Below are 26,503 nucleotides of genomic sequence, written 5' to 3' on the forward strand. Positions count from 1 at the left end.
CTCCCCGTGGGACCACGGTGATGCCATCGCAGGCAAGCCGGCGCCCACATTGATCCGGTTCCCACAGGGAATTGAGGAGAACTCCAGAATGCTGCAAGTCGACAAGTTGCACCAGTACTACGGCGGTAGCCACATCCTGCGCGGGCTGTCCTTCGACGTGAACGTCGGCGAGGTCACCTGCCTGCTCGGCCGTAACGGCGTGGGCAAGACCACCCTGCTCAAATGCCTGATGGGTTTGCTGCCCGCCAAAGAAGGCGCGGTGAACTGGGAAGGCAAGGCCATTACCGGGCTCAAGCCGCACCAGCGCGTGCACGCGGGCATCGCCTACGTGCCGCAGGGCCGGGAGATTTTCGGCCGCCTGACCGTGGAAGAAAACCTGTTGATGGGCCTCTCTCGGTTTCCCGGTGCCGAGGCCAAAGCAGTCCCGGAGTTTATCTACGAACTGTTCCCGGTCTTGCTGCAAATGAAGCACCGCCGTGGCGGTGATTTGTCCGGCGGCCAGCAGCAACAGTTGGCAATCGGCCGCGCCCTGGCCAGCCGCCCGCGCCTGTTGATTCTCGACGAGCCCACCGAGGGCATTCAGCCGTCCGTGATCAAGGAAATCGGCATGGTGATCAAAAAGCTCGCCGCCCGTGGCGATATGGCGATCCTGTTGGTGGAGCAGTTCTACGACTTCGCCGCCGAGCTGGCCGACCAGTACCTGGTGATGTCCCGTGGCGAAATCGTGCAGCAAGGCCGTGGAGAAAATATGGAAAGTGAGGGTGTGCGTGGCCTGGTTTCTATATAAGTAAGAATCTAATCTTTAGCGTCCGAAGATAAGCCCAAAGCCATGAACCTGCCCGTTATCCCCGCCCTGTTCACCCCCAGCTGGCATGCCGAGCTGGAACTCGGCTACGCGCGTTTCGGCGACACCACGCGCCCGGTGATGCGCCGCCACCTTGGCCCGCTGCGCGTGCAAAAACACCTGTACGCCGAAGGCCCCGAGGTGTGCCAACACATCATCGTGCACCCGCCCGGCGGGATTGCCGGCGGTGATCGCCTGGACATCCGCGCCCATGTCGGCGCCAATGCCTGGGCGCAATTGACCAGCCCCGGCGCAGCCAAGTGGTACCGCGCCAATGGCCCGGCCTTTCAACAGCTTGAACTGACGGTAGAAGCCGGCGCCACCCTGGAATGGCTGCCCCAGGAAACCATCGTGTTCAGCGCCGCCCAGGCGGAACTCACTACGCGCGTAGCGCTGCAAGGCGACGCCCGGCTGTTTTATTGGGACGTGGTCGCCCTCGGCCGCCCCGCCAGCGGCGAGCGTTTTGACCTCGGCCACTTTCAATCGCACCTGGATATTCGCCGCGACGGCCAGTTGCTCTGGCACGAGCGCCAGCGCATTGTGGGCGCCGACGGTTTACTCGACTCCCCCATCGGGCTGGACGGCCAGCCGGTGTTTGCCACGCTGTTGCTCACCGGTGATATCGAGCCCGAATTATTGGAAACCTGCCGCGCCTTGCCCCATACGGTGCGCGGCGACCTGACCCAACTGCCCGGCTTGCTGGTGGCCCGCTGCCTGGCCAGTGAAGCGCTGCTGGCGCGGGCCTGGCTGATTGATTTATGGCGGCTGTTGCGCCCGGCGGTGCTGGGCCGTGAAGCCGTTTTACCGCGAATCTGGAGCACCTGAAGCATGGATTTAACCCCACGGGAAAAAGACAAACTGCTGATCTTCACCGCCGGCCTCGTGGCCGAACGCCGCCTGGCGCGGGGCGTGAAGCTCAACTACCCGGAAACCATCGCCTATATTTCCGCCGCGCTGATGGAAGGTGCCCGCGATGGGCGCACCGTCGCCGAACTGATGCACTACGGCACGACCCTGCTCAGCCGCGAGCAGGTGATGGAGGGCATCCCGGAAATGATCCCCGATATCCAGGTGGAAGCCACCTTCCCCGACGGTACCAAACTGGTGACCGTTCACCAGCCCATCCCGTGAGGCGCGGCCATGATTCGTGATGCAACCTGGCAAGACCTGCCGGCGATTCGTGACATCTACAACGACGCGGTACTCAACACCACGGCGATCTGGAACGAACAACCGGTCGACCTGGCTAACCGCCAGGCCTGGTTCAGTGCGCGCCAGGCCCAGGCCTATCCGATTCTGGTGGCGGTGGAAAACGATGAAGTCATCGGCTACGCGTCGTTCGGCGACTGGCGCCCTTTTGAAGGCTTTCGCTACAGCGTCGAACACTCGGTGTATGTGCGCAACGACCAACGTGGCAAAGGCCTCGGCCCGCACTTGATGCAAGCACTGATCGAGCGTGCCCGCAGCGGTGGCAAACACGTGATGGTCGCGGCCATCGAAAGCGGCAACCAGGCGTCCATCCGTCTGCATGCGCGCCTGGGTTTCATCAGCACCGGGCAGATGCCGCAAGTGGGCATCAAGTTCGGCCGCTGGCTGGACCTGACTTTTATGCAACTGACATTGAACCCGGGCGCCGAACCGCCCAAGGAGTGAGATCAATGAGTGCTGCACAACTGCGTCGAGTGAATGCTGAAAGTTTTGCCCATTACCGCCTGGGCTTGATCGAGCTGTTGCTGGACGCGGTGCAGCATGGCGCCTCGGTTGGCTTCATGGCTGACTTCGATGAGACCCAGGCGCGCGCCTATCTGAAAGGCGTGCAAGCCAGCGTGGAAGACGCCAGCCTGTTGCTGTGGGTGGTGGTGCGCGACGAGCAAGTCATTGCCAGCGTGCAATTGGCGCTGTGCCAGAAAGCCAACGGCCTGAACCGTGCCGAGGTACAAAAGCTGCTGGTTCACAGCAGCGCCCGCCGCCATGGCCTCGGCCAGCAATTGATGAACGCCCTGGAACTCGCCGCGCGCCAGCACAAGCGCGGCCTGCTGTACCTGGACACCGAAGCGGGCTCCGGTGCCGAGGCCTTTTACCAGTCGCTGCGCTACACCAAAATCGGTGAGTTGCCCGACTACTGCCAAAGCCCGGACGGGCGCTACACCCCGACCGCCATCTACTTCAAGACCCTGGGGCAACCTGCATGATTCCTGGTGAATACAAGATCCAACCTGGCGACATCGAGCTCAACGTCGGCCGGCGCACCATCACCTTGAGCGTGGCCAACAGCGGCGACCGACCGATTCAGGTGGGCTCGCACTATCACTTTTTCGAGACCAACGACGCGCTGACCTTTGATCGCGCTGCGAGCCGTGGCATGCGTCTGAATATTCCGGCGGGCACGGCGGTGCGGTTTGAGCCGGGGCAGAGTCGCGACATCGAGTTGGTGGATTTGAGCGGCGGGCGCCGAGTATTCGGCTTCGCCGGGCGGATTATGGGTGACCTTTAGGGCCTCATCGCGAGCAAGCCCGCTCCCACAGGGGAATGCATTCCAAATGTGGGAGCGGGCTTGCTCGCGAAAACGATTTCACATTCAACACATTTTTTCTCAGGGCTCACACACATGAAAATCAGCCGCCAAGCCTACGCCGACATGTACGGCCCCACCGTCGGTGACAAGGTCCGCCTGGCCGACACCGAGCTGTTCGTCGAAGTGGAGCAGGACTTCACCGTCTACGGCGAAGAAGTGAAATTCGGCGGCGGCAAGGTGATTCGCGATGGTCAGGGCCAGAGCCAGTTGCTCGCCCATGAAGTGGTGGACACGCTCATCACCAACGCGCTGATCATCGATCACTGGGGCATCGTCAAAGCCGACGTCGGCCTGAAGAACGGCCGCATTCACGCGATCGGCAAGGCCGGTAACCCGGACATCCAGCCCGGCGTGACCATGGCCATCGGCGCCAGCACCGAAGTGATTGCCGGTGAAGGCATGATCCTCACCGCCGGCGGTATCGACTCCCACGTGCACTTCATCTGCCCGCAGCAGATCGAGGAGGCGCTGACCAGCGGCGTCACCACCATGATCGGCGGCGGCACCGGCCCGGCAACCGGCACCAATGCCACCACCTGCACCTCAGGCCCATGGCATTTGGCGCGCATGCTGCAGGCCAGCGACTCGTTCCCGATGAACATCGGCTTCACCGGCAAGGGCAACGCCAGTTTGCCGGAGCCATTGGTCGAGCAGGTCAAGGCCGGCGCCATCGGTTTGAAGCTGCATGAGGACTGGGGCACCACACCGGCCAGCATCGACAACTGCCTGAGCGTTGCCGACGCGTACGATGTGCAGGTGGCGATCCACAGCGATACGCTCAACGAGTCCGGCTTCGTCGAAACCACCCTCGCCGCGCTCAAGGGCCGCACCATTCACACCTACCACACCGAAGGTGCCGGTGGCGGCCACGCGCCGGACATCATCAAGGCCTGCGGTTTCCCAAACGTACTGCCCAGCTCCACCAACCCGACCCGGCCGTTCACCCGCAATACCATCGACGAGCACCTGGACATGTTGATGGTCTGCCATCACCTGGACCCGAGCATTGCCGAAGACGTGGCCTTCGCCGAAAGCCGCATCCGCCGTGAGACCATCGCCGCCGAAGACATCCTGCATGACCTCGGTGCGTTCTCGATGATCAGTTCCGACAGCCAGGCCATGGGCCGCGTCGGTGAAGTGATCACGCGCACCTGGCAGACCGCCGACAAGATGAAAAAACAGCGTGGCGCCCTGCCCGGTGACGGCCCGGGCAATGATAATTTCCGCGCCAAACGCTACATCGCCAAGTACACCATCAACCCGGCGATCACCCATGGCATCAGCCATATTGTCGGCTCGATCGAAGTGGGCAAGTGGGCCGACCTGGTGCTGTGGCGCCCGGCTTTTTTCGGCATCAAGCCGACCCTGATTCTCAAGGGCGGCGCGATTGCCTCAAGCCTGATGGGCGACGCCAATGCGTCGATTCCCACGCCGCAGCCGGTGCATTACCGCCCGATGTTCGCCAGCTTCGGCAGCGCGTTGCATGCCACCAGCCTGACCTTTATCAGCCAGGCGGCGCAGGACGCCGGGTTGCCCGAGGCCCTGGGCTTGAAGAAGCAGATTGCGGTGGTCAAGGGCTGTCGCGACGTGCAGAAAACCGACCTGATCCACAACGATTACCTGCCGGATATCGAAGTGGACCCACAGACTTATCAGGTCAAGGCCGATGGCGTGTTGCTGTGGTGTGAGCCCGCCGAGGTGTTGCCAATGGCCCAGCGCTACTTTTTGTTCTAGCGAAGACAATTCAGCCCCGAAGACGAACATGACGGTTCTTCTGCGGGGCTGAATACACCGCGCCTGGCTCAAGTATCCAGCGCGCGCGACAGCCTTACACGACCTGTGCTTTGATCATGGATTCGGTGTATCCATAATCCATTCGCAACTCGGTGCCCGCCGGAATGTCTTCAATCGCAAATACCGCCGTCAAAACAAACCCCTTTCGCCGGGTTGTCGCTTCAGGTCCCATGCCCAGCCACATATCCGCCTCGACATTGAATGGCACGGCCTCGACGTTATAACCGCCCGAGGCCTGACGCAGCGGCTTACCATCCGCATCATATTCAAAGTTGGTGTTGATTCTGGAGATAATGTTATCCCCAGACAGGTGAACCAGCGGCTCGCCAAGCGCCAGATCACCGAGCGCCGGTCGACTGCTCACGAGCATGGTGTAGGTCTGACCGCCCGGGCCAAAAAAACCAGAGGGCAGCACCGTCCCGCCGTAAACGCCGACTATTTCTCCTTTGCCGATACGCCTGTTGGCCACCACCATGTTCTGCCCGATCAGCGACTTCTCTTCAGGCACCTTCATATCCTGTGCAGTGAACGTACGCAGTTGCAGCTTCTCTTCATAACGTGCGCCCACCTCCTCATACCCTTCAAACTTGATGTAAGGCTTGACTTGATCGGAGGTGTATTTAGTAGCGGAATCCACCAGTTCAACGCGGCTTTGCAGTTTTCGAATGCGTATCGGCCTGCCCTGATAGTCCCTGAGTGGGTACTTACCGTTATTCGCTCGGTTATAACTGCCGATGGGATTGGGGGCGGCCGTGAAATGAACTTCACGCCTCATGAACCTGAGTTCGGCCGCCGTGTAAGGCACCATAGGCAAGGACTCGGCCGCGTCTTCAAACTCATCCTCGGAACCACCCGGTTTCATCCCGCCCGCCGTGCGTGGTCGCTTCCAAACCCCCGCGCTATCGGGCTTGGCGATGATCGCGCTGCTGACCAGCACAAACGGATTATCCGGCGCCTGCACCCACAACAGGTAATGCTCGCCTTCCCCATCGGGCATGCTCGCAACAAAGTACTGTTTGCCCTCGAACTCGATGGCGCGTGCCTGTGAGAGCTGCAACGCGCGCGCGCTGCTTTTGCCGGGTTCAACCAGCACTTCAAGCGGTTCGCGTGGCAACAGAATCTGTGCGACCTCGCGTCGGCTCAGTGTGTCGATCAGTGCGCTTTCCTTGATCGCGAGCTGTGCCTGCAGGTCATCGGCTTTCGCCCTGTAGATCTTCTCGGACAAGGTCTCGGCCACGCGACGCTCATGCAGCGCGGCCAACTGCTGATGATAGGGCTCGCTCTGTGCATCAAATTGCGCGCGGTACTTGTGGGTGACGTAGTCCTGCCAGAACTCTCGGGACAACAGCGCCTGATACTCCTGGGTAGAGTTATCCCGTTTGATGATCTTTTCATACGCGGCATCCAGCATCTGCGGTGTGACCCCGCCCAGGTCGGTGAACCTGACGCTCTGCGGCTGCCCCGGCAATTGCAGCCGGTCCTTGAGGCCGTAGCGATACGCCAGCCTGATCTCCACCTCTTCAGAGAGGCGTGTGACATGGGGCAACTTATCGGTCATCGACACCGTTGGGTCATTGACGATGGCCTCGCTGCGCTGGATGTCCTGAGACGCAAGCGTGTCGACTTCATGCAAACGGAACAAGCCTTTGGACAGGTTCGACAGCTGCGCCGCTTGCGCCTGCCCCGTGGCCTGTGTACGCGCCCTGTAGATCAGCGTTGCGACTTCCAGGTTGCTGAACGAGAACGCCGCGCGATCACAACAACCGGGCTCGCCGGCCCGGTCGAACAACTCGTTGCGGTGGTTTTCCGATTCCGGGGTGTTTTCGCTGATGCTGTCGATCACCTCCCAGACGCGACGTTGCAAGTCGGCATGCCCCGGGCCCGCAGGCTCCAGCCGGTTGAGAATGTCGAAGAACGGCCCTGCGCGCTCATTGTCGTGCAGCACCTGCCACTGGGCTTTTTTGGCTGACACCTGGTCCTCGCCGAACCCTTGGGTCCAACGCAGCAGCGGCTGCTGCGTACCCGCGTCGCGCACACGCGGGGTGCGAGTGGTGAGCGCGGTGGTCACCAGGGTGTTCGGATTGCTCGCAGAGGCCAGCCCCGCCCGTTCAAGGCGCTGGTTGTAGGCCCTGACCTGTTGCAGGGTGTCCGGGGTCAGAGGGTTACGGGAGACCCTCGTCAGGTTATTAATACGGGCCGTTTGCGCCAATTGATCATCCGGTGGCGCAATGACTGAGGCCGGGATAGTGGTGATGTTGTTATTACTGAGTTCGATCTGATCCAGCAACGGTTGCTCACCCAAGCCGGTAGGCCAGGTATCGATGCCGGCGTTTCCCATACTCAGGGAACGCATGTCAGTGATCAGGCTGAAGTCGGGCGCAATGCCCAGCGAGTTATCGTGCAGCCATAACGCGCGCAGCCTCACCCGTTGCGACAGGATCCGCGCCGTTTCCGGGGTGAGGCGAATCCGGTTGTTATGCAAAAACAAGCGGGTCAGGTTGTGCATTTCATCCAGGGCCGGCGGCAGCACCCTGAGCTGATTATTCGACAGGTCCAGCCACCGCAGATGCCGATAGCGTGTCAGGAAGCCTTCCGGCGAAGCGCTGAGCCCCATGTTGCTCAATTTCAGCGAGCCAACATGGCTGAAATCAACGTCCAGGTCCGGCAGGCTCGGCAACATCAGGCCGCTCAGGTCCAGCTCCACGCCAATCTGCTCTCCGTCATTGGCAAGCATTTGCGGGGTCTCGCGTCGCCAGCACGCGAGAATACGCTGCTGAGCCTGATAGCGGTCCTCAAGGCCGCCTGCGTTGACCTGTCGCTGGCCCGCACGAACGTAGCGTTGGTGTTCGCCACCCCCCGAAAACGCCCAGGCATTCAACTGCTGTTGCAAGGTGTTGAACGCTTGTTCGAGCCTGTCCAGTTCTGCGTCGGCACCGGCCCCCAAGCTCCAGACCCACTTTCTGGCCTCTTGCGTACGCTTGTTTGGGTACAGCCGTCGGAGTTTTTCGAGCCTTGGGTTACCGCTGTCAAATGCGCCATCACGGGCGCTTTTCACCAAGTCAGGTAGGGCCTGATTCACACGTTGCCAGTAACCATCAAATTTCTGCCAGTAATCAGCCGCAAATCGATTGCCCTCAAGCAGGGTGACGCCATTGAGTTGGGCACTCGCCTCTAGCTGCTCATCTGCCGGGTTGAGGAGTTCCTCGGGCACTTCGCGTAAAAGGTTATGGCTCAAGTCGACAACCTCCATCCCCGCGCGGGCCCGCAGTCCCTCTGGCCACGCATCCAGCTGCGTATTCCTCAGGTTCAGGCGTCTCAATCGAGGCATGGCACTCACATCCGGTGCAATGCTCAGCGGGTTATTGGCGAGGTAAAGCGTTTCAAGGTTGCCCAGGGTACTCAGTGTCCTGGCGCTGTGTGGGGTTAAGCGGAGGGTGTTGGACGTCAGGTCCAACGACGTCAGATTGTTCATTGCACCAATAGCGCCGGGCAGCTCGGTCAGCCTGCACCGGCTGATGACCAAGTCGTTGAGCCGGGTGAACTTTGTAAGGAAAACATCAGCGCTACCCGACCACTTGACGCCGACGAGCTCAAGTTTTTCGATAGAGCTGAAATCGGCGCTCAGTGTCGGCAGCTCCATCGCGCCATCCATCAGCAACCGCATGGGGCCCTCAGCCGTACGCTGCCAATGACTCAAGATCTGCCGGGCGATGCCAGACGCTCGGGCATCCACCGGGCCCGCAGCGGGTTGCGGTGTGTTCGCCTTAACCCAAACCTTCAAGTCCCTCTCCAGCGTCTTGAGCTCAGCTTCCCGAAGCGTCAGCCCACCTCGCACATCCGCACCCAATGAGGCAATCAAGGCAGTGACCTCGCTCTCTCCCATCGCGGGGTACAACTTATGGATCCGGGCCTTTACCGACGCCTCTGAAGGAGCAAAAACACCGGCCACCCGTTGCCGAAAACCACGACCACCGCCCAACAGGCGCAGCGTAGGGTCCACGGTCGGTTTGCGCACCGGGTGCTCCAGCAACACCGTACGCAGCTGCGCACGTGACAGCGGCGCTCGTGCAATCGCAGCTTTCATTTGCAGCGCGTCGGTGAACCCCAGGGCCTGGCGTTCAGTGGCAGACAACAGGTCCCAGGTCGCAGCAAAGAAGTCCCGCGGCTGGGTCGCCTGGAACAAACCGTTATCCATCTGTATCAGGGACCTGGCCATTCCCTCCGGGGCGCCAATCGCATCCAGCAGCAGCCCCTGCGATGAATACTGGCGCAGTTCCACCCGTGTCCCCCGGTGCCAACCGGGCAAGGTTTCCAGCGTGCGCAACGCCAGGCGCTGGCTGTCGAGGTTCGCCAGAGTGTCCAGTTGCAGCCCTTCATAAGCACGGGCTACGCGAGTTTCCTGTTCACACCATTTCGCCTGTTCGGCCTGTGCTTCGGGCAGCAGCCCGGTATTGCGCAAGGTCTGCACTTGCTCGGTGCTCAGGCTCTTGAGCAAGTGCGCCGCCATCGAGGTGGGCAAATCCGGATAGTCCGCCTGTAGTCGCTGCACATCGGGATCAGCCGATGCGGTCAACGCCCGGTAACGCTCCTCCGCCAGTGGACCTTTATAGGTGTCCACCGTGTCGCCCAGGTACTGGCGTAGCTTGCCCGCCCGCACATGCAGTGAGTCTTCGGCACTTCCAGGGATGTCGTTAAGCGTCGGGTCAACGCCTTGCAAGGTGTTCAACACCTCTTTAAGCAACTCGCCACGCGCCAGTTGGTCATCGTTGAAAACGACCACCCGCGTCGCAGTGTGCGGCTCCGTTTCCCAGAGTACCCTGGCGCCGCTGCCGAGCACGCGAAAACCGAGGTTTTGCGGCAACATGCCTCGGCGACGCATCATGTTCATTTGCAGCGCCAGATCAGCCTTGGCGTAGATGGCCGGGTCGCTGCTGCGCATCTGTTCAACAAAGGTCGTGAGCGCCTGATGGGCCTTGAAGTGCTGAATCGAATCCTCCAACAGCAAGGGTACCGGCTCATGCTCCACAAAGGTCTGGCGCAATGTGTCCTCTTCGACGCCGCTGGCCAGCCGGGCCTGCTCCAGCGTTTCGCGGCCAAGCCCACGCTGCTCCAGCCCCAGGCGCCTCATCAGGGTCGGTTTGTCCCAGGTCAGGGGTTCCTCGACTTCATGGCTCCAGGCGCCGGCGTCGTTATGTTCCAGTTGCGGTTCATACGCCCCCGGCCGATTGGGGTGCTGGATCCGGTACTGGCCGGTGTCAGGCTCTTGCCGAACCTGATAATAGTCACCCTCATGGGGCAACACTGTTTGCCCGTTATGCTGATACAGGCCCAATGCGTCTGGCTGGGCGTCTGGCCCCAGGTTGACCGGCACCTTATAGGGCGCCATATCCGGGTTCCACAACACCTGTTTACCGCTCGGCAGCGTGACCGGCTTGAGGTTGTCGACGATGCTCGCCCATTTGATTGCGGGCAACACCTTCGCGCCGGTGCCCAGCATCGCCGCATTGAGTGCCAAGCTGGACAAGTGCGCCCACAATGTCTTCAGATCGTTTCGCTCGTAGGCTTCGATGCCTTCATACACTTCAGTGCACATCTGCGCCGCGCCCACCGCCAGCATGATCGGCCCCAGCCCCGGCACCACGAAGGCGGCGAGGTTGAACACGCTGATCACCGCGTCCAAATAACTCGACAGTCGCTCCATACGCGCCTGACGGTCCTCATCCCCGGTGGGCACCGCCACGGCGCGGGCGTCCGATAAAATTTTGCGCACCTGGGCCGCGCGCAGTTGCTCCCATAGGTTGCCGTTGATTGCCATCTCATCCAGCGGCAACTTCACCGGCCTTGATGCCAGCGGGTAATCGCCCGCTGCGCCATTGCCGTTGGCGGGTTTGTACAACACATCAAATTGCTTAAAAACGATGCCCTGCTCGCGCTGGGGCACGAACCGGCTGAAGAAGCGTCGATACGAAGCACTGTGCAGGCGGGCCCTGAGGTCCGCCATAAACTCCGCACTGGAGGCGTACTCCCTGAGTGGCTGCTGTGGGTCGTTGGGGATGAACACGACCAGGCGCTCGACACTGTCACTGCCTTTACGCGCCGGGCCGATCAGCACTGGCCCCACCAACACACTGCCAAACACCTTCAATGCGGCAAACGTCACAGGTTTACCGTCGAGTGTGGCACTGGCGGGGTTAGTGATGACCTGTTTGATCATGCGGTACGCGTCAGCGCTGATGCCCCACTCGGTCTGGTGAGCCGCCACCTCTGCGCTCAGCGCCAATTGCTGGCGTTGGTGCTCTTGCAGCTGCGTTTCAAGTGCGCTGCGCTGGGCCGTGTCGTCCGGTTGGACAATGGCCTTGATGTGCTGCTGATACAAATTGCCTAAGTCCAGGCTGCGGCACACTTGGGCAAATTCATGGGGCGCGATGGACAGGGCCTGGGAATTGACCGCGTGGAAGGTCGGGATGACTTCGCCGTCGTACGAACTCCAGCGCGTTATGACCTGGCAATCGTTGCAGGCACTGGCGTGCTCTTCATCGGGCGCGAAATTGGCCAAGGCCGCCTCAAGTAAAGAAACACCACGGTACTCATAACTCAACGCCGAGTCGTTCTGCTGCTCAAAAACAAACGCACCGAACAGGTCGTCGCGACTTTTAAACCCATACTTGCGGGCGAAATAGACGTTCTTGACGTCCACGTCCAGGTTGAAGCGTTGTTTGATTGCGTCTTTAAGCAGCTGCTCGGCAAAGGCGCACGCGTCCTTGATGTCGCCGAGGGTGTTGTCCACCTGGTTCAAGGTTTCGCGGTAGCGGGTATGGCGGGCGGCCAGCTCAGCCTTTTGCTGAGCCGTGGCGGTCAGGTACCAGCTGGGCAGTTCCGTATCATGGTTGGCGAGTTCTTCCTGGCGCTGGGTGGAACCCTGGGTGAACCACGCGGGTACACGGTCCTTGAGGAAGTCGTAATGCACGCCCCGAAGGTCAGCGTTGAAGGTGCCTTCGGGGGTTGAGGTAACGGGTTGTTCTGACATATCGGGCCATCCGTGACGGGTTTGAAAAAACCAGCCTATCGAATGGCACTTGCGGTGACGCCTTAGGTATTTATCGCCTTCTCAGAAATACTCACGCGCATTGAATGCCGCCGGCACCTTGCCAATATCCCTGTTTCAATTCGCGGGTAAAAGGCTGCTGATCGCCTGATCGGTGAAGGTACTGAGCAGGCGCTGGTACTGCGCATCGATACTGGCAAACGCCCTGTCGTATTCCTGTTGGGTCATCACATACCCCGGTTGGCTCGCAGGGCCCGTGCGCCCCAGTAGCGCGGATGTACGCTGGATGGTTGCGCGCAGCGCCTCGCGCGCCTGCGCCGACAACGCGCCCGTATCGAGCCACTTCGCCAAGGCCGTTTCCAGGTCAATCAACGCTTCGAATTTGTCGCGTACCGACGAAAACGCTTGCTGGTGGGCGCGTTGCAGATAGTCGACCCACATGGGTTGTTCCAGCAGATTGCTCCGCAGCAGTTCACCCTGCTCCAGTGCCGTCACCCGTTTGAACGCATTTTCGACCATCTGCGCTGTGACATAGTCCTCGCGAAACGCCATGCTTTTGGCTTGCCACGGCAAGTTCAGTCGAGTGGCCAAAGGCGCGGTATAGGCCAGATAAATTTCAACCTCATCTATCGGCAGAATTTCGAGACCATCGGCACCGTACTGAATAATCGGAGCCCCGGCGGCGTCATATTGCGGGTACTGCACGCCTTGCGCCTTGAGCTGCTCGACCCGGTCATGGGCAATCCTGCTCAGCTCATCCAATCGCCATTTGCCTCTGGCCAGGTTGAACACACTCCGTTGCACGACACTGGCATCTTCACTTTCATACGCAGCGCGCAGCAGCACTTCAACACCCATGGCATTAAACAGCTGGGCGCCCGCGTCCACACAGGCCGAGGGATTTCTCGCCATACGGAACAACTCGTCACGCAACTCGGCGTCTTCGCCCATGGCTTCCAGCATTCGCCAGACCTTTGCAGTCAACTCCGGCAGTAACCGGCCGCTATCGACCTTTGCATCCCCCGAACGCCTGAGGAGGCGCAACTCATTAAAAAAACCCTCGGAGCCGAATGTCTGCTCAAGGTGGTCCCATAGCCGTTGTTTGGAGCGCCACTCGTCCTGCGGCACACCGGTGTTCCACAAACGACGATCAAATTCACCCCGGGCAGGAAACTGGCGCTCCGGGTCGTAACCCGCCGCTTCGATGTACTGCTTGAATTGCGCCAGCAGATCGGGGGTAACCAACCTCTCGCGACTGAGTAAGGTTCGCGCGACAATCAGGGCATTGTCTGAACCCGGAGCAAACACCGGAACCCGGTTGATTGGGTTATCCCTCAGGTCAAGGTTGAAGTCACGCGGGCGCGGAACGCGAAAGACTCCGGCGGGCCATTCATGAAGGCCGGTGTTGCTCAACCACAGAGTGCGCAGATTCTTCATACCGCTGACATCCGGTGCCCGCTCCAGGGGGTTGTCTCTCAAGGACAGCGCCTCCAGCCGAACGGCCTTACCCAACAGCACAACGTCTGCGGGCTTCAACGTGATCAAATTGCTTGCCAGATCCAGGCTGCGCAAATGCGGCATATCACCAATGGCCCGGGGCAACTCGGTCAACTCACCGCCATCCAGGCTAAGCACGCGCAAGCCACGGAAGTTGACGAGCAAACGGCCGATATCAGCATCGGTCACATGGCTGGAGATCAGTGTTAATCGAGTGACGCGGTCAAAATTGGCCGGCAGGTCCGGCAGCGTACGCAGTTGCTGCTGCAAGTCGGCTTCGACCCACTCTATTCTCTGCCCCACATATTGACCGTTAGCGTCGTAATGACGCGGGCCGACTTCTTTCAGTGCGTCGTGCAGGGTGTCATAAATGGCGCGCTTGGCTTTCAAGGCTTTGCGATCCGCTTCGCTGAACGGCTCGACCCCTTCCGTGTGCGTGGACAGCCACCGGCTCATCGTCGACTTAAAGTCCGTGCGCTCTCGCTCCAGGCGCTTGAGCCACTGCTCATCGAACCAACCTTGGCGCTGGCGCAGGGCAACGACTTCGTCCACGGTCAAATCGGGGTAAAGCGACAGAATGCGTTCTCGAACGATCTGGTCCAACACGTTCCCCCCACGCCCGGATAATGGATAGCCTCGACGACCAGCGGCCGACAATGTCGGATAGCGCGGCTGTTTTTTCGACTGCATGCCTAACACGTTGCGCAATTGCGCGCGCGACAGGGCTTTTTCGGTGATCAACGCTTTGAGCTGCTCGCCCTGCCCCACGTCAGGTAAACCGATTGCATTGCGATGAGCGTCGGGCAACGCATGCTGCAGTGACCCATACAAGCCGTTGATGCCATGCAGGTCCTGCCCTCGTTCATCCTTGGCTTGATACTGCCCCTCGTCCACCCGCACCAACACCTTGCGCTCGGCGGCATCGGCCGATCCAAAGCTGGCGCGCAACTCACCTTCCAATCGTCCCTCACGCACTTCCAGCCGCAAGCCATTACTCCAGCCAGGCACGTTGGCCAGGCTATTGAGCACCAGGGCCTCGGTGTCCTTGTTGGCCATGTCATCGAGATAGAGCCCTTCATAGGCGTGGCTCAGGCGCATCTGCTGTTGCGCCAGTCGGGCTTTCTCCAAAAGGCGAAACGGTAGGTTTTGGGTGCGCTTCATGGTCGCCCGTTCGGACGGTGTCACGTCTGCCAGCAGTTCTCGCGCCAGGCCGCTGGGTATAGAGCTGAACTGGTTCTGGACCAGCATGATCGCGGTGTCCGACGGCGGCTGCTGCTCAAGGTAGATACTCTTCATCAGACGCGAACGAACGTTGATCGCATGCTGTTCAAGCCGTGACCGCAAGGACGCGGTGCGTGATTCGGGCGTGCCGTCAGAGCGACCCACCAAGTCCATGAGCTGGCGCTCACTCAAAAACTCGATAACGCGCTTGGGCAACTGCCCGTTCATTAGCTCGCCACGGTGGATACGCAACGTGTCGGACGCTAGCGCCTGGCCATTGCCGTACTTGATCGATGGCCCATCCAACGCGGCATTCGAAAAAGCCTCTATCGCCACGTTTGAAGGCCACCTCGGCATCTCCACCATCAACGACGCGGCATAGCCGCAAAGGTCGCTGCTGAGCGAACCCAGGCGTATGCCCTCGGCAACGTTCACCGCATCGCGATACGCCCTGAACTGGCGCAAGGTGTCGAGCAAAATCGCGGGCGTCGCCTCGCCCTCTACATGCACACGACGCAGCACATCTTCACTCACATCCGCGACACGTCGCACCTGTTCCAGTTCAGCATCGCTGAAACCGTCTGCCAACGGGCCCAAGCGCTGCATCAGCGATGCGCCTTCCCAGGTCTGCGGGCGCTCCAGCTCATGGTTCCAGAGGCCGCCGCCATTTTCCGTGAGGGTCGGCTGATAGGCCTCCGGCCGCGAGGGGTGGACGATGCGGTACGCCTCGGTCACCGGGTCCTGGCGAACAGCGTAGCGCCGGCCCTGCAACGGCAAGACCGAGGTACCGTTGACCTGGTACAGACCCCGTTCGTCGACCGCAACGCCGGAAGGTATCGGCTGACGGTATTCGTAGGAGGACACATCAGGTTTCCATAATCGCTGTTCGCCGCTCGGCAGCGTGACCGGCTTGAGGTGGTCAATGGCGCTCACCGATTTGATCTCGGGCAACACCTTCGCGCCTGCCCCCAGCATCGCCGCGTTGAGGGCTACGCTGGACAAGTGCGCCCACAGCGTTTTCAGGTCGCTTTGCTCGTAGGCTTCGATGCCTTCATACACTTCAGTGCACATCTGCGCCGCGCCCACCGCCAGCATGATCGGCCCCAACCCCGGCACCACGAAAGCGGCGAGGTTGAACACGCTGATCACCGCGTCCAAATAGCTCGACAGTCGCTCCATACGCGCCTGACGGTCCTCATCCCCGGTGGGCACCGCCACGGCGCGGGCGTCCGATAAAATTTTGCGCACCTGGGCCGCGCGCAGTTGCTCCCATAGGTTGCCATTGATAGCCGTCTCATCCAGCGGCAACCTCACCGGCCTTGATGCCAGCGGGTAATCGCCCGCCTCGCCATCGCCGTTGGCGGGCTTGTACACCACATTAAATTGTTTAAAAAAGACCCCCTGCTCGCGCTGGGGCACGAACCGGCTGAAGAAGCGTCGATACGAGGCGCTGTGCAAGCGGGCCCTGAGGTCCGCCATAAACTCCGCACTGGAGGCGTACTCCCTGAGCGGCTGCTGTGGGTCGTTGGGGATGAACACGACCAGGCGCTCGACACTGTCACTGCCTTTACGCGCCGGGCCGATCAGCACTGGCCCCACCAACACACTGCCAAACACCTTCAATGCGGCAAACGTCACTGGTTTACCGTCGAGTGTGGCACTGGCGGGGTTAGTGATGACCTGTTTGATCATGCGGTACGCGTCAGCGCTGATGCCCCATTCGGTCTGGTGAGCCGCCACCTCTGCGCTCAGCGCCAATTGCTGGCGTTGGTGCTCTTGCAGCTGCGTTTCAAGTGCGCTGCGCTGGGCCGTGTCGTCCGGTTGGACAATGGCCTTGATGTGCTGCTGATACAAATTGCCTAAGTCCAGGCTGCGGCACACTTGGGCAAACTCATGGGGCGCGATGGACAGGGTCTGGGAATTGACCGCGTGGAAGGTCGGGATAACTTCGCCGTCGTACGAACTCCAGCGCGTTATGACCTGGCAATCGTTGCAGGCACTGGCGTGCTCTTCGTCGGGCGCGAAATTGGCCAAGGCGGCCTCAAGCAAAGAAACACCACGGTATTCATAACTCAACGCCGAGTCGTTCTGCTGCTCAAAAACAAACGCACCGAACAGGTCGTCGCGACTTTTAAACCCATACTTGCGGGCGAAATAGACGTTCTTGACGTCCACGTCCAGGTTGAAGCGTTGTTTGATTGCATCTTTAAGCGGCTGCTCGGCAAAGGCGCACGCGTCCTTGATGTCGCCGAGGGTGTTGTCCACCTGGTTCAAGGTTTCGCGGTAGCGGGTATGGCGGGCGGCCAGCTCAGCCTTTTGCTGAGCCGTGGCGGTCAGGTACCAGCTGGGCAGTTCCGTATCGTGGTTGGCGAGTTCTTCCTGGCGCTGGGTGGAACCCTGAGTGAACCACGCGGGTACACGTTCCTTGAGGAAGTCGTAATGCACGCCCCGAAGGTCAGCGTTGAAGGTGCCTTCGGGGGTTGAGGTAACGGGTTGTTCTGACATATCGGGCCATCCGTGCAGGTTGGAAAAAACCAACCTATCGAATAGCCGTAGCTGAAAAGCCCTAGATAGTTATGCGGCTCAGAAATGTTCACGCGGGTTGAACGCCGCTTTCTGCGCCAGTTCCTGCCACAACGCCTTGACCTCCTCGTCGCTGCTTTTGGGCATCACGGCCTTGAGCTGCACGAACAAATAGCCGCGCTGCCCGGCCTTGTTCAGCAAGCCATGGCCCTTGGCGCGCATGCGCTGGCCGTTCTGGCTGCCCGCCGGCACCTTGAGGTTGATCTTGCCGGTGAGGGTTGGCACCGCCACTTCCGCGCCCAGCGCCAATTCCCACGGCGCCAGAGGCAGGTTGATGATCAGGTTTTCGCCATCCACCTCGAACTTGGGGTGCGACGCAAACTTGATGATCAGGTACAGATCGCCGTTGGCGCCACCGCCAATACCCGGCGCCCCCTGACCTTTGAGGCGGATGCGCTCGCCGTCGGCCACGCCGGCGGGGATCTTCACGTTCAGGCTCTTGGTGGTGTTGCTGACATGACGACCCGAAGCGTCATATTGCGGCACCTGGAAGCTGATCTGCTTGGACTCGGTGGACAGCGTCTCTTCGAGGAGCACCGTCAGTTGCATCTCCACGTCCTGGCCCTTGCGCCCGGTCGGACGGCGCTGGCCGCCACCGAAGGCATCGCCACGGCCGCCGAAGATCGAACTGAAGAAGTCAGAAAAGTCTTCAGTACCCGCACCACCGCCAAAGCCGCCACGGCTCTGCCAGCCCGGTGGGCCCTGGAACGGCTGGCCATGCTGGCCGTATTTGCGCAGTTCGTCGTATTCCGCGCGCTTATCGGCGCTTTTAAGCGCTTCATAGGCTTCGGACGCGTCCTTGAATTTTTCTTCGGCGTCTTTTTCCTTGCTCACATCCGGGTGATATTTGCGTGCGAGCTTGCGATAGGCGGCCTTGATTTCCTTGTCATCAGCCGTCGGCTCGACACCCAGTATCTTGTAGTAGTCTTTGAAATCCATCGGCGGTTCACCATCCTTAATCGAGATCGCACAACCTGAGGCACAACGTGCGCTGCTTTGCACTTGTTGAGTCTTGTGGCCTGGGGGTGCGTCAAAGTGTTATCGGCGCTAGCCGTATGCATCAGATGTGGGGGCGAATCCCTCACTTTCAAGCACGATTTAACGGATGGTTGGCCTACGCATCCGCCTTCGACTGGCATACACTGCGCGGCCGTTTTGCAACCGGAACCCGATAGACATGAAAAACCCATCCCCAGCCCGTGCCTGCGGCATCGACTTTGGCACGTCCAACTCCACCGTCGGCTGGATCCGCCCCGGCGAGGAGACGCTTATTGCGCTGGAGGACGACAAGATCACATTGCCGTCGGTGGTGTTCTTCAACTTCGAGGAGCGTCGCCCGGTGTACGGTCGACTGGCGCTGCACGAATACCTGGAAAACTACGAAGGCCGGCTGATGCGCTCGCTCAAGAGCCTGCTGGGTTCCAAGCTGATCAAGCACGACACCAGCGTGCTCGGCACGGCCATGCCCTTCACCGACCTGCTGGCGCTGTTTATCGGCCAACTCAAAAGCCGCGCTGAAACCACCGCCGGCCGCGAGTTCGAAGAAGTGGTCCTGGGCCGCCCGGTGTTCTTTGTCGATGACGACCCGATGGCCGACCAGGAAGCGGAAAATACCCTGGTCGACGTGGCGCGCAAGATCGGCTTCAAGGACATCTCGTTCCAGTACGAACCGATTGCAGCGGCCTTCGACTACGAGTCCACCATCGAGAAAGAAGAGCTTGTGCTCATTGTCGACATTGGCGGTGGTACGTCCGACTTCTCGCTGGTGCGCCTGTCCCCGGACCGCCGTCACAACGACAACCGCCAAAGCGACATCCTCGCCACCGGCGGCGTGCACATCGGTGGTACCGACTTCGACAAACAACTCTCGCTGGCCGGCATGATGCCGCTGTTCGGCTACGGCAGCCGCATGAAAAGCGGTGCCTACATGCCGACCAGCCACCACATGAACCTGGCCACCTGGCACACCATCAACTCGGTGTACTCGCAAAAATCCCAGCTGGCCCTGGGCAGCATGCGCTACGACATCGAAGACACCGGCGGCATCGACCGCCTGTTCAAGCTGATCGAACAGCGCGCCGGGCACTGGCTGGCGATGGAAGTGGAAGAAACCAAGATCCAGCTGACCCACGAAGACAGCCGCCACGTGCTGCTGGACCGGGTTGAACCCGGGTTGAGCGTGGACCTGAGCCGCACACTGTTCGAGTCCGCGATTGATGGCTTGCTCGAGCGCGTGCGCAACAGCGTCACGCAATTGCTGACCGACGCCTCGGTGGACGTTGCCCAAGTGGACACGGTGTTCTTCACCGGCGGTTCCAGCGGCATTCCGGCACTGCGCCACAGCATCTCGGCGATGTTGCCGAATGCCCGGCATGTGGAAGGGAACATCTTCGGCAGCATTGGCAGCGGTTTGGCGATTGAAGCGAGCAAGCGCTACGGCTCCTGACGTGCCCCACTCTCACCAACGCTGAAAAACCAAATGTGGGAGCGGGCTTGCTCGCGAAGGCGGTGGTTCAGTCGATACTTACTTCGACTGACACTCCGCTATCGCGAGCAAGCCCGCTCCCACATTTAGACCTGCTTACACGCGAAATCCCGGTCGCCACAAAGGCCGTCTTCCACACACTGACTTCGCCTTACCCTGAATGTTGTAACGAGCCCATCCGAGGCCTTGCACCATTTGATCAATAACGCCAACAGTCCGCCCGTCGCCCAAAAAGCGACCCGGTTTGGCGACCTGCCAAATCACGGTTCAGAAGGCCTCTGCACATTCAGCAGCCTGCCTGACGATGCGATTGCGTCAAACCATCCCGCCGAGCTTCAGCTCACTCTTCAAATACGCATAATAAATCGGCCCCGCCACCACGCCTGGCAGACCGAATGCGGCTTCAAACACCAGCATCGCCAGCAACAACTCCCACGACTTGGCACTGATCTGCCCGCCCACGATGCGCGCGTTGAGGAAGTACTCGACCTTGTGGATCACGATCAAATACCCCAGCGCCGCCACTGCCACCCAGATCGAAATCGACAGTGCGACGATGGTGATCAGCGTGTTCGACATCAAGTTGCCGATCACCGGCAGCAGGCCGAGCAGGAAGGTCAGCACAATCAGGGTTTTGGTCAACGGCAGGTGAATCCCGCACAACGGCAGCACCACCGCGAGGAAGATCGCCGTGAACAGGGTGTTAAGCGCGGCAATCTTGATCTGGGCGAAGACGATGTTGCGAAACGCCTGGACCAGCAGGTGCAGGCGGTCGAACAGTGCGGCGGCCAGGGGTTTGCGCTTGGTCAGGTCGGGCACGCGCTGCAGGGCGATGATGGCGCCGAGCACCATGCCGATCAGCAGGGTGACGAACATGTGGGCGGCGTCTTTGCCGACCAGTTGCAACTCGCTCAAGTGCTTGCTCAGCCAGTCGCCGATGGCCACGCGAAACTCGGCGGCGCTGGCGGGCAGGTAGGCGTCGAGGAACGGCGGCAACTGGCCGCGCGCGCGGTCGACCACGCCCATGAATTTGTCGAGGGAGGCCCCAGGGTTTTCAGCTTCGTGGAGCAGGAAGCTGATGGCGCCGGCAAAGATCAGGGTCAGCACACTGACGATCAAGGTGCCGAGCAATGCCACCGCCAGCCAACGCGCGCGCCGGCCTTCGATCAGCCGTTGCAACTGCGGGGTGAGCATATTGACCAGCTCATAGACCAGCAAGCCGGCCAGCAGGCTGGGCAGCAGCTTGAGCGGCAAGACCAGCAACAACCCACCGAAGATGATGACGCAACTGACCAGCAATAACACGTGACGCTGAGAAAACGTTGGCATACAGCCTCAAAACGAACGGCGTTAAAGGATGGGCAGTCTGCCAGCCTTGAGGGAATCAAGCGAGAGGCCAGGTTGTGAATGCGATCAAGTGTGGGAGCCGGGCTTGCCCGCGATGCAGGCGCCTGGGTTTACCTGGCCTACCGAGGTGATGCTATCGCAGGCAAGCCAGCTCCCACATTTGAGCTCCAGCGTTGGCGAAATCGTGGTCAGCCTTTGAGGCAAGTGCTCATAAAGGTCTTACGCGCATCGCCGGTCAACGCCTTGGTTTTCGCCGTGGCATTGCAGTCCTTCATCTTCTGCTGCTGTGGGGTCAAGGTCTTGGCGTCGTTGGCGGCGGGCGCCGACAGGCAGGTCTTCATGAAAGCCTTGCGGTCATCGCCTTTAAGCGTCTTGGTGGTGGCTTCAGCATTGCAGGTGGTCATTTTATTTTGCTGGGCGGTAGCGGCGAAGCCTTGGGAACACAGCAGCAGGCCCATCATCAACAACGGAATACGCAGCATCTTCATGGAGTTTTCTCCCTGTTACCGTGCCAAAAGGGCACGGCCTACGCAGCAGTGTAGTCAAAACCTGTTACATGTCAGCGGCCGCGAATATTCGACCGGCGATACTGCTCCGGGGTGCAGCCCGCGTGGCGTTGGAACATGGCGATGAAGGCCGAGGCGGTGCTGTAACCCAAGTCGAATGCCACATGTTGCACGCTGCGCTCGCTGTCGAGGGCCTCAATGGCGGCGAGGTAACGCAGGCGTTGGCGCCATTCGCCAAAGCTCATGCCCAGCTCCCGCACAAATTGCCGGGCCAGGGTGCGTTCGCTCACGTGCACGTGCTCCGCCCATTGCGCCAGCGGGCGGTTGTCGCCGGGCTCGGCCTGCATGCCTTCGAGCACACTGAGCAGCCCGGGGTGGCGTGCATAAGGCAGAAAGCAATCGTGAATCGGCGCTTGCTTGAGTTGGTCCACCAGCACTTGGGCCAGGCGGATATCCGCCTCGGTTTGCGGGATGTTGACATCGCGCAGCGCAAAGTCGCCGAGGATCGCCTTGAGAATCTCGCTGATTGCCAAGGTGCACGGCGCCTGTGGTAACTGCTCGCAGAGATTCGGGGCGAGGCCCACCGAGCGATACACAATCGCTTGGGCGTTGTAGGAGCTGTGCTCAGTGTTCGGCGGGATCCACACTGCGTACTGCGGCGGCGACATAAAGCGGCTGCCGGCCACCTCCATGCGCATCACGCCGTTGGCCGAATAGTCCAGCGAGCCCCAGAAATGCCGGTGCGGCGTGCACTCGGTATCAGGCGCGAAATCGGAGTAACGGAAGTAGACCGGGCTTGGCAGGCGCGGGAAATCCGCGAGGCGTACGGTGTGTCTGGGCATATTGTCTGGATATAAAGGTCGGTTGTCTGGATCGCAGTATAGGCTTCGATCCAGACAGGGGATAATCCTGCCTCATCAACACACTTGGTTTCTTTCGATGCAATTTGCGTATCCCCTGCTGGCCATCTTTATCTGGGCCGGCAATACCGTGGTCAACAAATTGGCCGTGGGCACGATCTTCCCCGCTGAAATCGGCTTTTACCGCTGGTTGCTGGCTGCGCTGCTGTTTACCCCGTTCATGCTCAAGCCGGTAATTGCCAATTGGCCGCTGATTCGCCCTAACCTGGGCAAGATCTTCATCCTCGGCGTGCTCGGCATGGCCGTGTATCAAAGCCTGGCCTACTACGCCGCGACCCTGACCAGCGCCACCAACATGGGCATCATCCTTTCGCTGATGCCGTTGATGGCGCTGACCGCTGCGATTATCAGCCTCGGCCAGCGCCTGACCTTTGGCGCACTGACCGGCGCGGTGCTGTCGTTCGCCGGCGTGGTGGTGGTGGTGTCGGCCGGCAGCCTGGGCGCGCTGCTGCAACACGGGGTCAACCTGGGCGACGGCATGATGCTGATCGCCACCCTGGCCTACGCGGTCTACAGCACGCTGCTGAAAAAATGGCAGCTGCGCCTGCCGCCGCTGGTGTTGCTGTATCTGCAGGTGCTGGTGGCCGTGGTGGTGCTGTTTCCGCTGTTCCTGTTCTCGACCAAAGCGGGCCTGGGCTGGGCGAATATTCCGCTGGTGCTGTACGCCTGCTTGCTGGCGTCGATGCTCGCGCCGCTGGCGTGGATGCACTCGGTGAAGACCCTGGGGCCAAGCCGCACCACGTTGTTTTTCAACCTGCTGCCGTTGATTACCGCGTTGATTGCTGCGGTGGTGTTGAAGGAAGAATTGGCCATGTACCACCTGGTCGGCGGCTTGCTGACGCTGGGCGGGGTGATTTTGTCGGAGCGCTGGACCACGCCGGTTCGCCGCCAGGTCCGTGTTGCCGGATAGGCCGCCTTCGCGAGCAAGCTCGCTCCCACAGTCGATCACATTCCAACTGTGACACTCGGTCGAATGTGGGAGCGGGCTTGCTCGCGAAGAACGATAACGCGGTCCACCGGCTAAACCCCGGCAGCCTTCAACCGCTGCGCATGCTCGACAAACAACCGAATCGGCTCGGCGCCCTTGCCCACCAGCCCCAGCGACTGGTTGACGATATCGAAGTGGTCCAAGGCGTAGTCATCACCAATCACTACCCCCAGGTGTGAGCTGTAGCGCCCGACCATACCGTCGCACTGGCCCTTTTCGCGCACAAAGCTGCGGGCGAACAACCGGCAACTGCGGTTCGTGCCGTCCAGCAGGTTACGCCCGCGATCGGTCTTGCCCGGCTGCAAGGTGCCGGACCACGAGTAATAACGCACACCGCTGACCACTTCGGCGCCCTGCCCGCCCCACGTCTGCGGCAACCCTTGAGGAAACTGGCGATTGAACAGCGCCACACCTTCGCAGGTCAGGGACTGGTGCGAGGCCTGCAAGTCGGCCTTGAAGCGCGGCCCGCGATAGCCGGTTTCCAGCACCCCCATCACCCAGGCAGCCAGATGAAACAGCGCGCTCACAAGCCGGCCTTTCCAACTGGCCGGCGGGTAGTGGCTATGGAAATAGTCCGCCAATTCCGAACCCTGGTTAGGCCCGGCCACCGACGTCACCGACGCTACCCATTCCGGGCGCTTGGCCGCGGCATACCGCGCCGTCAGCGAGCCCTGGCTATGGCCGATCAGGTTGACCTTCTCAGCACCGGTGTCCCGACGAATCCGCTCGATCTGCAGCAACAATTGTTCACCGCGCACTTCGCTGGAATCCAGCGGTGCCACCTGCACGGGAAACACCTGCGCGCCACCCGCTTGCAGCGCCGGGACGATGCCGTACCAGTAAGGAAACAACCCCAGGCGCACGAAGCCGAGCATACCGGGCACCAGCACCAGGGGATAACGCGTGGCGAGAGACTCGGGCATGCGGCAGGCATCCTGATCAGGCAAGCGATACCGCCATCCTAGCCCACTGGACGTGACCGCCCCATGACCGAGGCCGGTTAAAAATGCCCTGCCAAGTCACGTAACTGACGCTCGGCCTCGTCACAGGCGCGCAGGAACACGCTTTTGTCCGACTCCTCACCCTCGGCGGCAATCACCCGAACGTCATCGATGCCGATGTAACCCAGCACCGTACGCAGGTGCCGGTCGGCATGGTTCATCCCTTCGTTTTCGCCGCCGGGGCCGAACCCGTTACCACCACGGCTGGTGATGATCAGTGCGCGCTTGCCGTTGAGCAACGCCTGGTATTGCGCGATGCCCTGGCTGTCTTGGCGGATGTCGAAGGTCAGGCCCAGGCGTACGATCTGGTCGATCCAGGCCTTGAGGCCGCTGGGCACGCCAAAGTTGTACAGCGGCATGGAGATCACCAGCAGCTCATGTTCGATCAGCTCGCCGACCAGCTCATCGCTCAATTGCAGGTCGGCCTTCATGACCTTGGGCAGGGATTGCGGTTCGGGGTAGAAATTCGCTGCGACAAACGCCTCGGTCACATGCGGGATGAAGGCGCGGCCGACTTCGCGCCGGGTGATCTGTGCATCGGGATTAGCCGCCTGCCAGGCCTCGAGAAACGATTCGGCCAGGCGCCGAGAGTGGGAGCGCTCGCCGCGTGGGCTGGCATGAACCACTAGCATTTTTTTCATCTGTTCAACCTTCAGGGGATACACTCAGGCAGCCTGGATGGCCGCCGCTCTTGCTTATGAATCTAGAGTTGCTCGCCCTGACCGACAAATGAGCAATAGTTAACTTGGATGAATCTATTTCATCCGTGGAGACAACATGTTTGCCTCGCTGCCCCTAACCGCCCTGCGCACCTTTGAGTCAGCCTCACGCCTGTTGAGCTTCAAGGCTGCGGCCCAGGAACTGTCGGTGACGCCCACGGCGGTATCGCATCAGATTCGCGCCCTGGAAACCTGGCTGGGCGTGCCGCTCTTCGAACGCCTGCCACGCCAGGTGCGCCTGACCGAAGGCGGCGAACGGCTGTTTCACAGTGTGCATGGTGCCTTGCTGGACGTGGCGCAAAGCCTCGACACCCTGCGCCCGCAACGCAGCGCCGGGCACCTGACGGTCTCCACCACACCGGCGTTTGCGGCGCTATGGCTGGTGCCACGGCTGGGTCGCTTCTACGCGGCCCACCCGGACATCAACCTGCGCCTGGACACCCAGTGCGAGGTCGTCGACCTCCAGCAGGATGCCAGCGTCGATCTGGTGATTCGCTACAGCATTGGCGACTACCCCAACCTGTATGGGCAATGCCTGTTCGACGAGTGTTTTGCGGTGTATGGCTCGCCCGAGCAGGTCGCGCGCGCCAGCACTCAGGTGCCGACGCTCATCAGCGTGCGCTGGCACAACGCGCAGCTTTACGCCCTGGGCTGGCAGGCCTGGTGCGACAAAGCCGAGGAGACGTGGCTGGACCACACGCTGCCTGTGCGTGAATACGATGAGGAACACTACGCACTGCAGGCGGCGATTGCCGGCCAGGGGCTGGTGCTGGCGAGCAACATTCTGGTGTCGCAAAGCGTTGCCAGCGGTTTGCTGGTGCCCTATCGGCCGCAGATCAGCGTCGGCGGCGCCGGCTACAGCGCGCTGTGTGTGCCGGGGCGGGAACGGCATCCCCCGGTGCGAGCGTTTTTCCAGTGGGTACAGGAGGAGGCGAAGCGGTCCGGCCACACGTTGTGAAATCCGATAAAACTTTTTGC

18 protein-coding genes are annotated in these 26,503 nt (G+C 60.9%); 10 read left to right on the forward strand and 8 right to left on the reverse strand.

What is annotated here, in order from left to right:
* Positions 1 to 88: 88 nt before the first annotated feature.
* The 7 genes from urtE (at position 89) to ureC (ending at position 5,153) form a co-directional block, all read left to right on the forward strand.
* The gene (gene urtE, locus JFT85_RS13040; protein ID WP_069550911.1) at positions 89 to 787 is read left to right on the forward strand and encodes an urea ABC transporter ATP-binding subunit UrtE; all 699 of its coding nucleotides are present in this window, start codon (positions 89 to 91) and stop codon (positions 785 to 787) included.
* Between the two features lie 42 nt (positions 788 to 829).
* Positions 830 to 1,669 carry an urease accessory protein UreD gene (locus JFT85_RS13045; RefSeq protein ID WP_078827677.1) on the forward strand — a complete coding sequence of 280 codons (840 nt, stop codon included), beginning with the start codon at positions 830 to 832 and terminating at the stop codon, positions 1,667 to 1,669.
* Between the two features lie 3 nt (positions 1,670 to 1,672).
* The gene (gene ureA / locus JFT85_RS13050; RefSeq protein ID WP_053254103.1) at positions 1,673 to 1,975 is read left to right on the forward strand and encodes an urease subunit gamma; all 303 of its coding nucleotides are present in this window, start codon (positions 1,673 to 1,675) and stop codon (positions 1,973 to 1,975) included.
* Positions 1,976 to 1,984: 9 nt separating this feature from the next.
* Positions 1,985 to 2,497: a GNAT family N-acetyltransferase gene (locus JFT85_RS13055; RefSeq protein WP_073638893.1), complete on the forward strand. Its 513-nt coding sequence runs from the start codon at positions 1,985 to 1,987 to the stop codon at positions 2,495 to 2,497.
* Positions 2,498 to 2,502: 5 nt separating this feature from the next.
* Positions 2,503 to 3,036 carry a GNAT family N-acetyltransferase gene (locus tag JFT85_RS13060; RefSeq protein WP_053254101.1) on the forward strand — a complete coding sequence of 178 codons (534 nt, stop codon included), beginning with the start codon at positions 2,503 to 2,505 and terminating at the stop codon, positions 3,034 to 3,036.
* Positions 3,033 to 3,338: an urease subunit beta gene (locus JFT85_RS13065; RefSeq protein ID WP_053254100.1), complete on the forward strand. Its 306-nt coding sequence runs from the start codon at positions 3,033 to 3,035 to the stop codon at positions 3,336 to 3,338. Before JFT85_RS13060 ends, JFT85_RS13065 begins: the two co-directional genes overlap by 4 nt.
* A gap of 114 nt (positions 3,339 to 3,452) precedes the next feature.
* The gene (gene ureC, locus JFT85_RS13070; RefSeq protein WP_053254099.1) at positions 3,453 to 5,153 is read left to right on the forward strand and encodes an urease subunit alpha; all 1,701 of its coding nucleotides are present in this window, start codon (positions 3,453 to 3,455) and stop codon (positions 5,151 to 5,153) included.
* 94 nt (positions 5,154 to 5,247) lie between these two features.
* Here the strand turns inward: ureC and JFT85_RS13075 are convergent, their stop codons facing one another.
* The 3 genes from JFT85_RS13075 to JFT85_RS13085 all read right to left on the reverse strand — a co-directional run bounded on the left by JFT85_RS13075 (position 5,248) and on the right by JFT85_RS13085 (position 18,498).
* Positions 5,248 to 12,240 (reverse strand): NEL-type E3 ubiquitin ligase domain-containing protein, encoded by a 6,993-nt coding sequence (locus JFT85_RS13075; protein WP_201229953.1) that lies wholly within the window; start codon positions 12,238 to 12,240, stop codon positions 5,248 to 5,250.
* 135 nt (positions 12,241 to 12,375) lie between these two features.
* Positions 12,376 to 17,481 carry an NEL-type E3 ubiquitin ligase domain-containing protein gene (locus JFT85_RS13080; protein WP_201229955.1) on the reverse strand — a complete coding sequence of 1,702 codons (5,106 nt, stop codon included), beginning with the start codon at positions 17,479 to 17,481 and terminating at the stop codon, positions 12,376 to 12,378.
* Positions 17,482 to 17,559: 78 nt separating this feature from the next.
* Complete coding sequence (locus JFT85_RS13085) at positions 17,560 to 18,498, reverse strand: DnaJ C-terminal domain-containing protein (RefSeq protein ID WP_069550907.1); 939 nt, start codon at positions 18,496 to 18,498, stop codon at positions 17,560 to 17,562.
* Positions 18,499 to 18,736: 238 nt separating this feature from the next.
* Between JFT85_RS13085 and JFT85_RS13090 the strand changes: the two genes are divergently transcribed.
* Positions 18,737 to 20,005: an Hsp70 family protein gene (locus JFT85_RS13090; protein ID WP_069550906.1), complete on the forward strand. Its 1,269-nt coding sequence runs from the start codon at positions 18,737 to 18,739 to the stop codon at positions 20,003 to 20,005.
* A gap of 354 nt (positions 20,006 to 20,359) precedes the next feature.
* Here JFT85_RS13090 and JFT85_RS13095 read toward each other — a convergent pair whose 3' ends face one another.
* The 3 genes from JFT85_RS13095 to JFT85_RS13105 form a co-directional block, all read right to left on the reverse strand.
* Positions 20,360 to 21,373 (reverse strand): AI-2E family transporter, encoded by a 1,014-nt coding sequence (locus JFT85_RS13095; RefSeq protein WP_053254094.1) that lies wholly within the window; start codon positions 21,371 to 21,373, stop codon positions 20,360 to 20,362.
* A gap of 206 nt (positions 21,374 to 21,579) precedes the next feature.
* Entirely contained in the window at positions 21,580 to 21,879 is a 300-nt protein-coding gene (locus JFT85_RS13100; protein ID WP_053254093.1) for a PsiF family protein, read from the reverse strand.
* 71 nt (positions 21,880 to 21,950) lie between these two features.
* The gene (locus tag JFT85_RS13105) at positions 21,951 to 22,739 is read right to left on the reverse strand and encodes an AraC family transcriptional regulator (protein WP_053254092.1); all 789 of its coding nucleotides are present in this window, start codon (positions 22,737 to 22,739) and stop codon (positions 21,951 to 21,953) included.
* A gap of 97 nt (positions 22,740 to 22,836) precedes the next feature.
* Between JFT85_RS13105 and JFT85_RS13110 the strand changes: the two genes are divergently transcribed.
* Entirely contained in the window at positions 22,837 to 23,727 is an 891-nt protein-coding gene (locus JFT85_RS13110; protein ID WP_069550905.1) for a DMT family transporter, read from the forward strand.
* A gap of 110 nt (positions 23,728 to 23,837) precedes the next feature.
* On the opposite strand, the gene JFT85_RS13115 is transcribed toward JFT85_RS13110, so the two are convergent.
* Positions 23,838 to 24,728: an esterase/lipase family protein gene (locus JFT85_RS13115; RefSeq protein WP_201229957.1), complete on the reverse strand. Its 891-nt coding sequence runs from the start codon at positions 24,726 to 24,728 to the stop codon at positions 23,838 to 23,840.
* Positions 24,729 to 24,805: 77 nt separating this feature from the next.
* The gene (locus tag JFT85_RS13120; protein ID WP_169875709.1) at positions 24,806 to 25,447 is read right to left on the reverse strand and encodes an FMN-dependent NADH-azoreductase; all 642 of its coding nucleotides are present in this window, start codon (positions 25,445 to 25,447) and stop codon (positions 24,806 to 24,808) included.
* Positions 25,448 to 25,583: 136 nt separating this feature from the next.
* Here JFT85_RS13120 and JFT85_RS13125 point away from each other — a divergent pair, with 136 nt between their 5' ends.
* Positions 25,584 to 26,483, forward strand: a complete 900-nt coding sequence (locus tag JFT85_RS13125) for a LysR substrate-binding domain-containing protein (protein ID WP_073638716.1) — start codon at positions 25,584 to 25,586, stop codon at positions 26,481 to 26,483.
* Positions 26,484 to 26,503: the final 20 nt, after the last annotated feature.

This window comes from Pseudomonas sp. TH04, assembly GCF_016651355.1.
Classification (GTDB): Bacteria; Pseudomonadota; Gammaproteobacteria; order Pseudomonadales; family Pseudomonadaceae; genus Aquipseudomonas; species Aquipseudomonas fluorescens.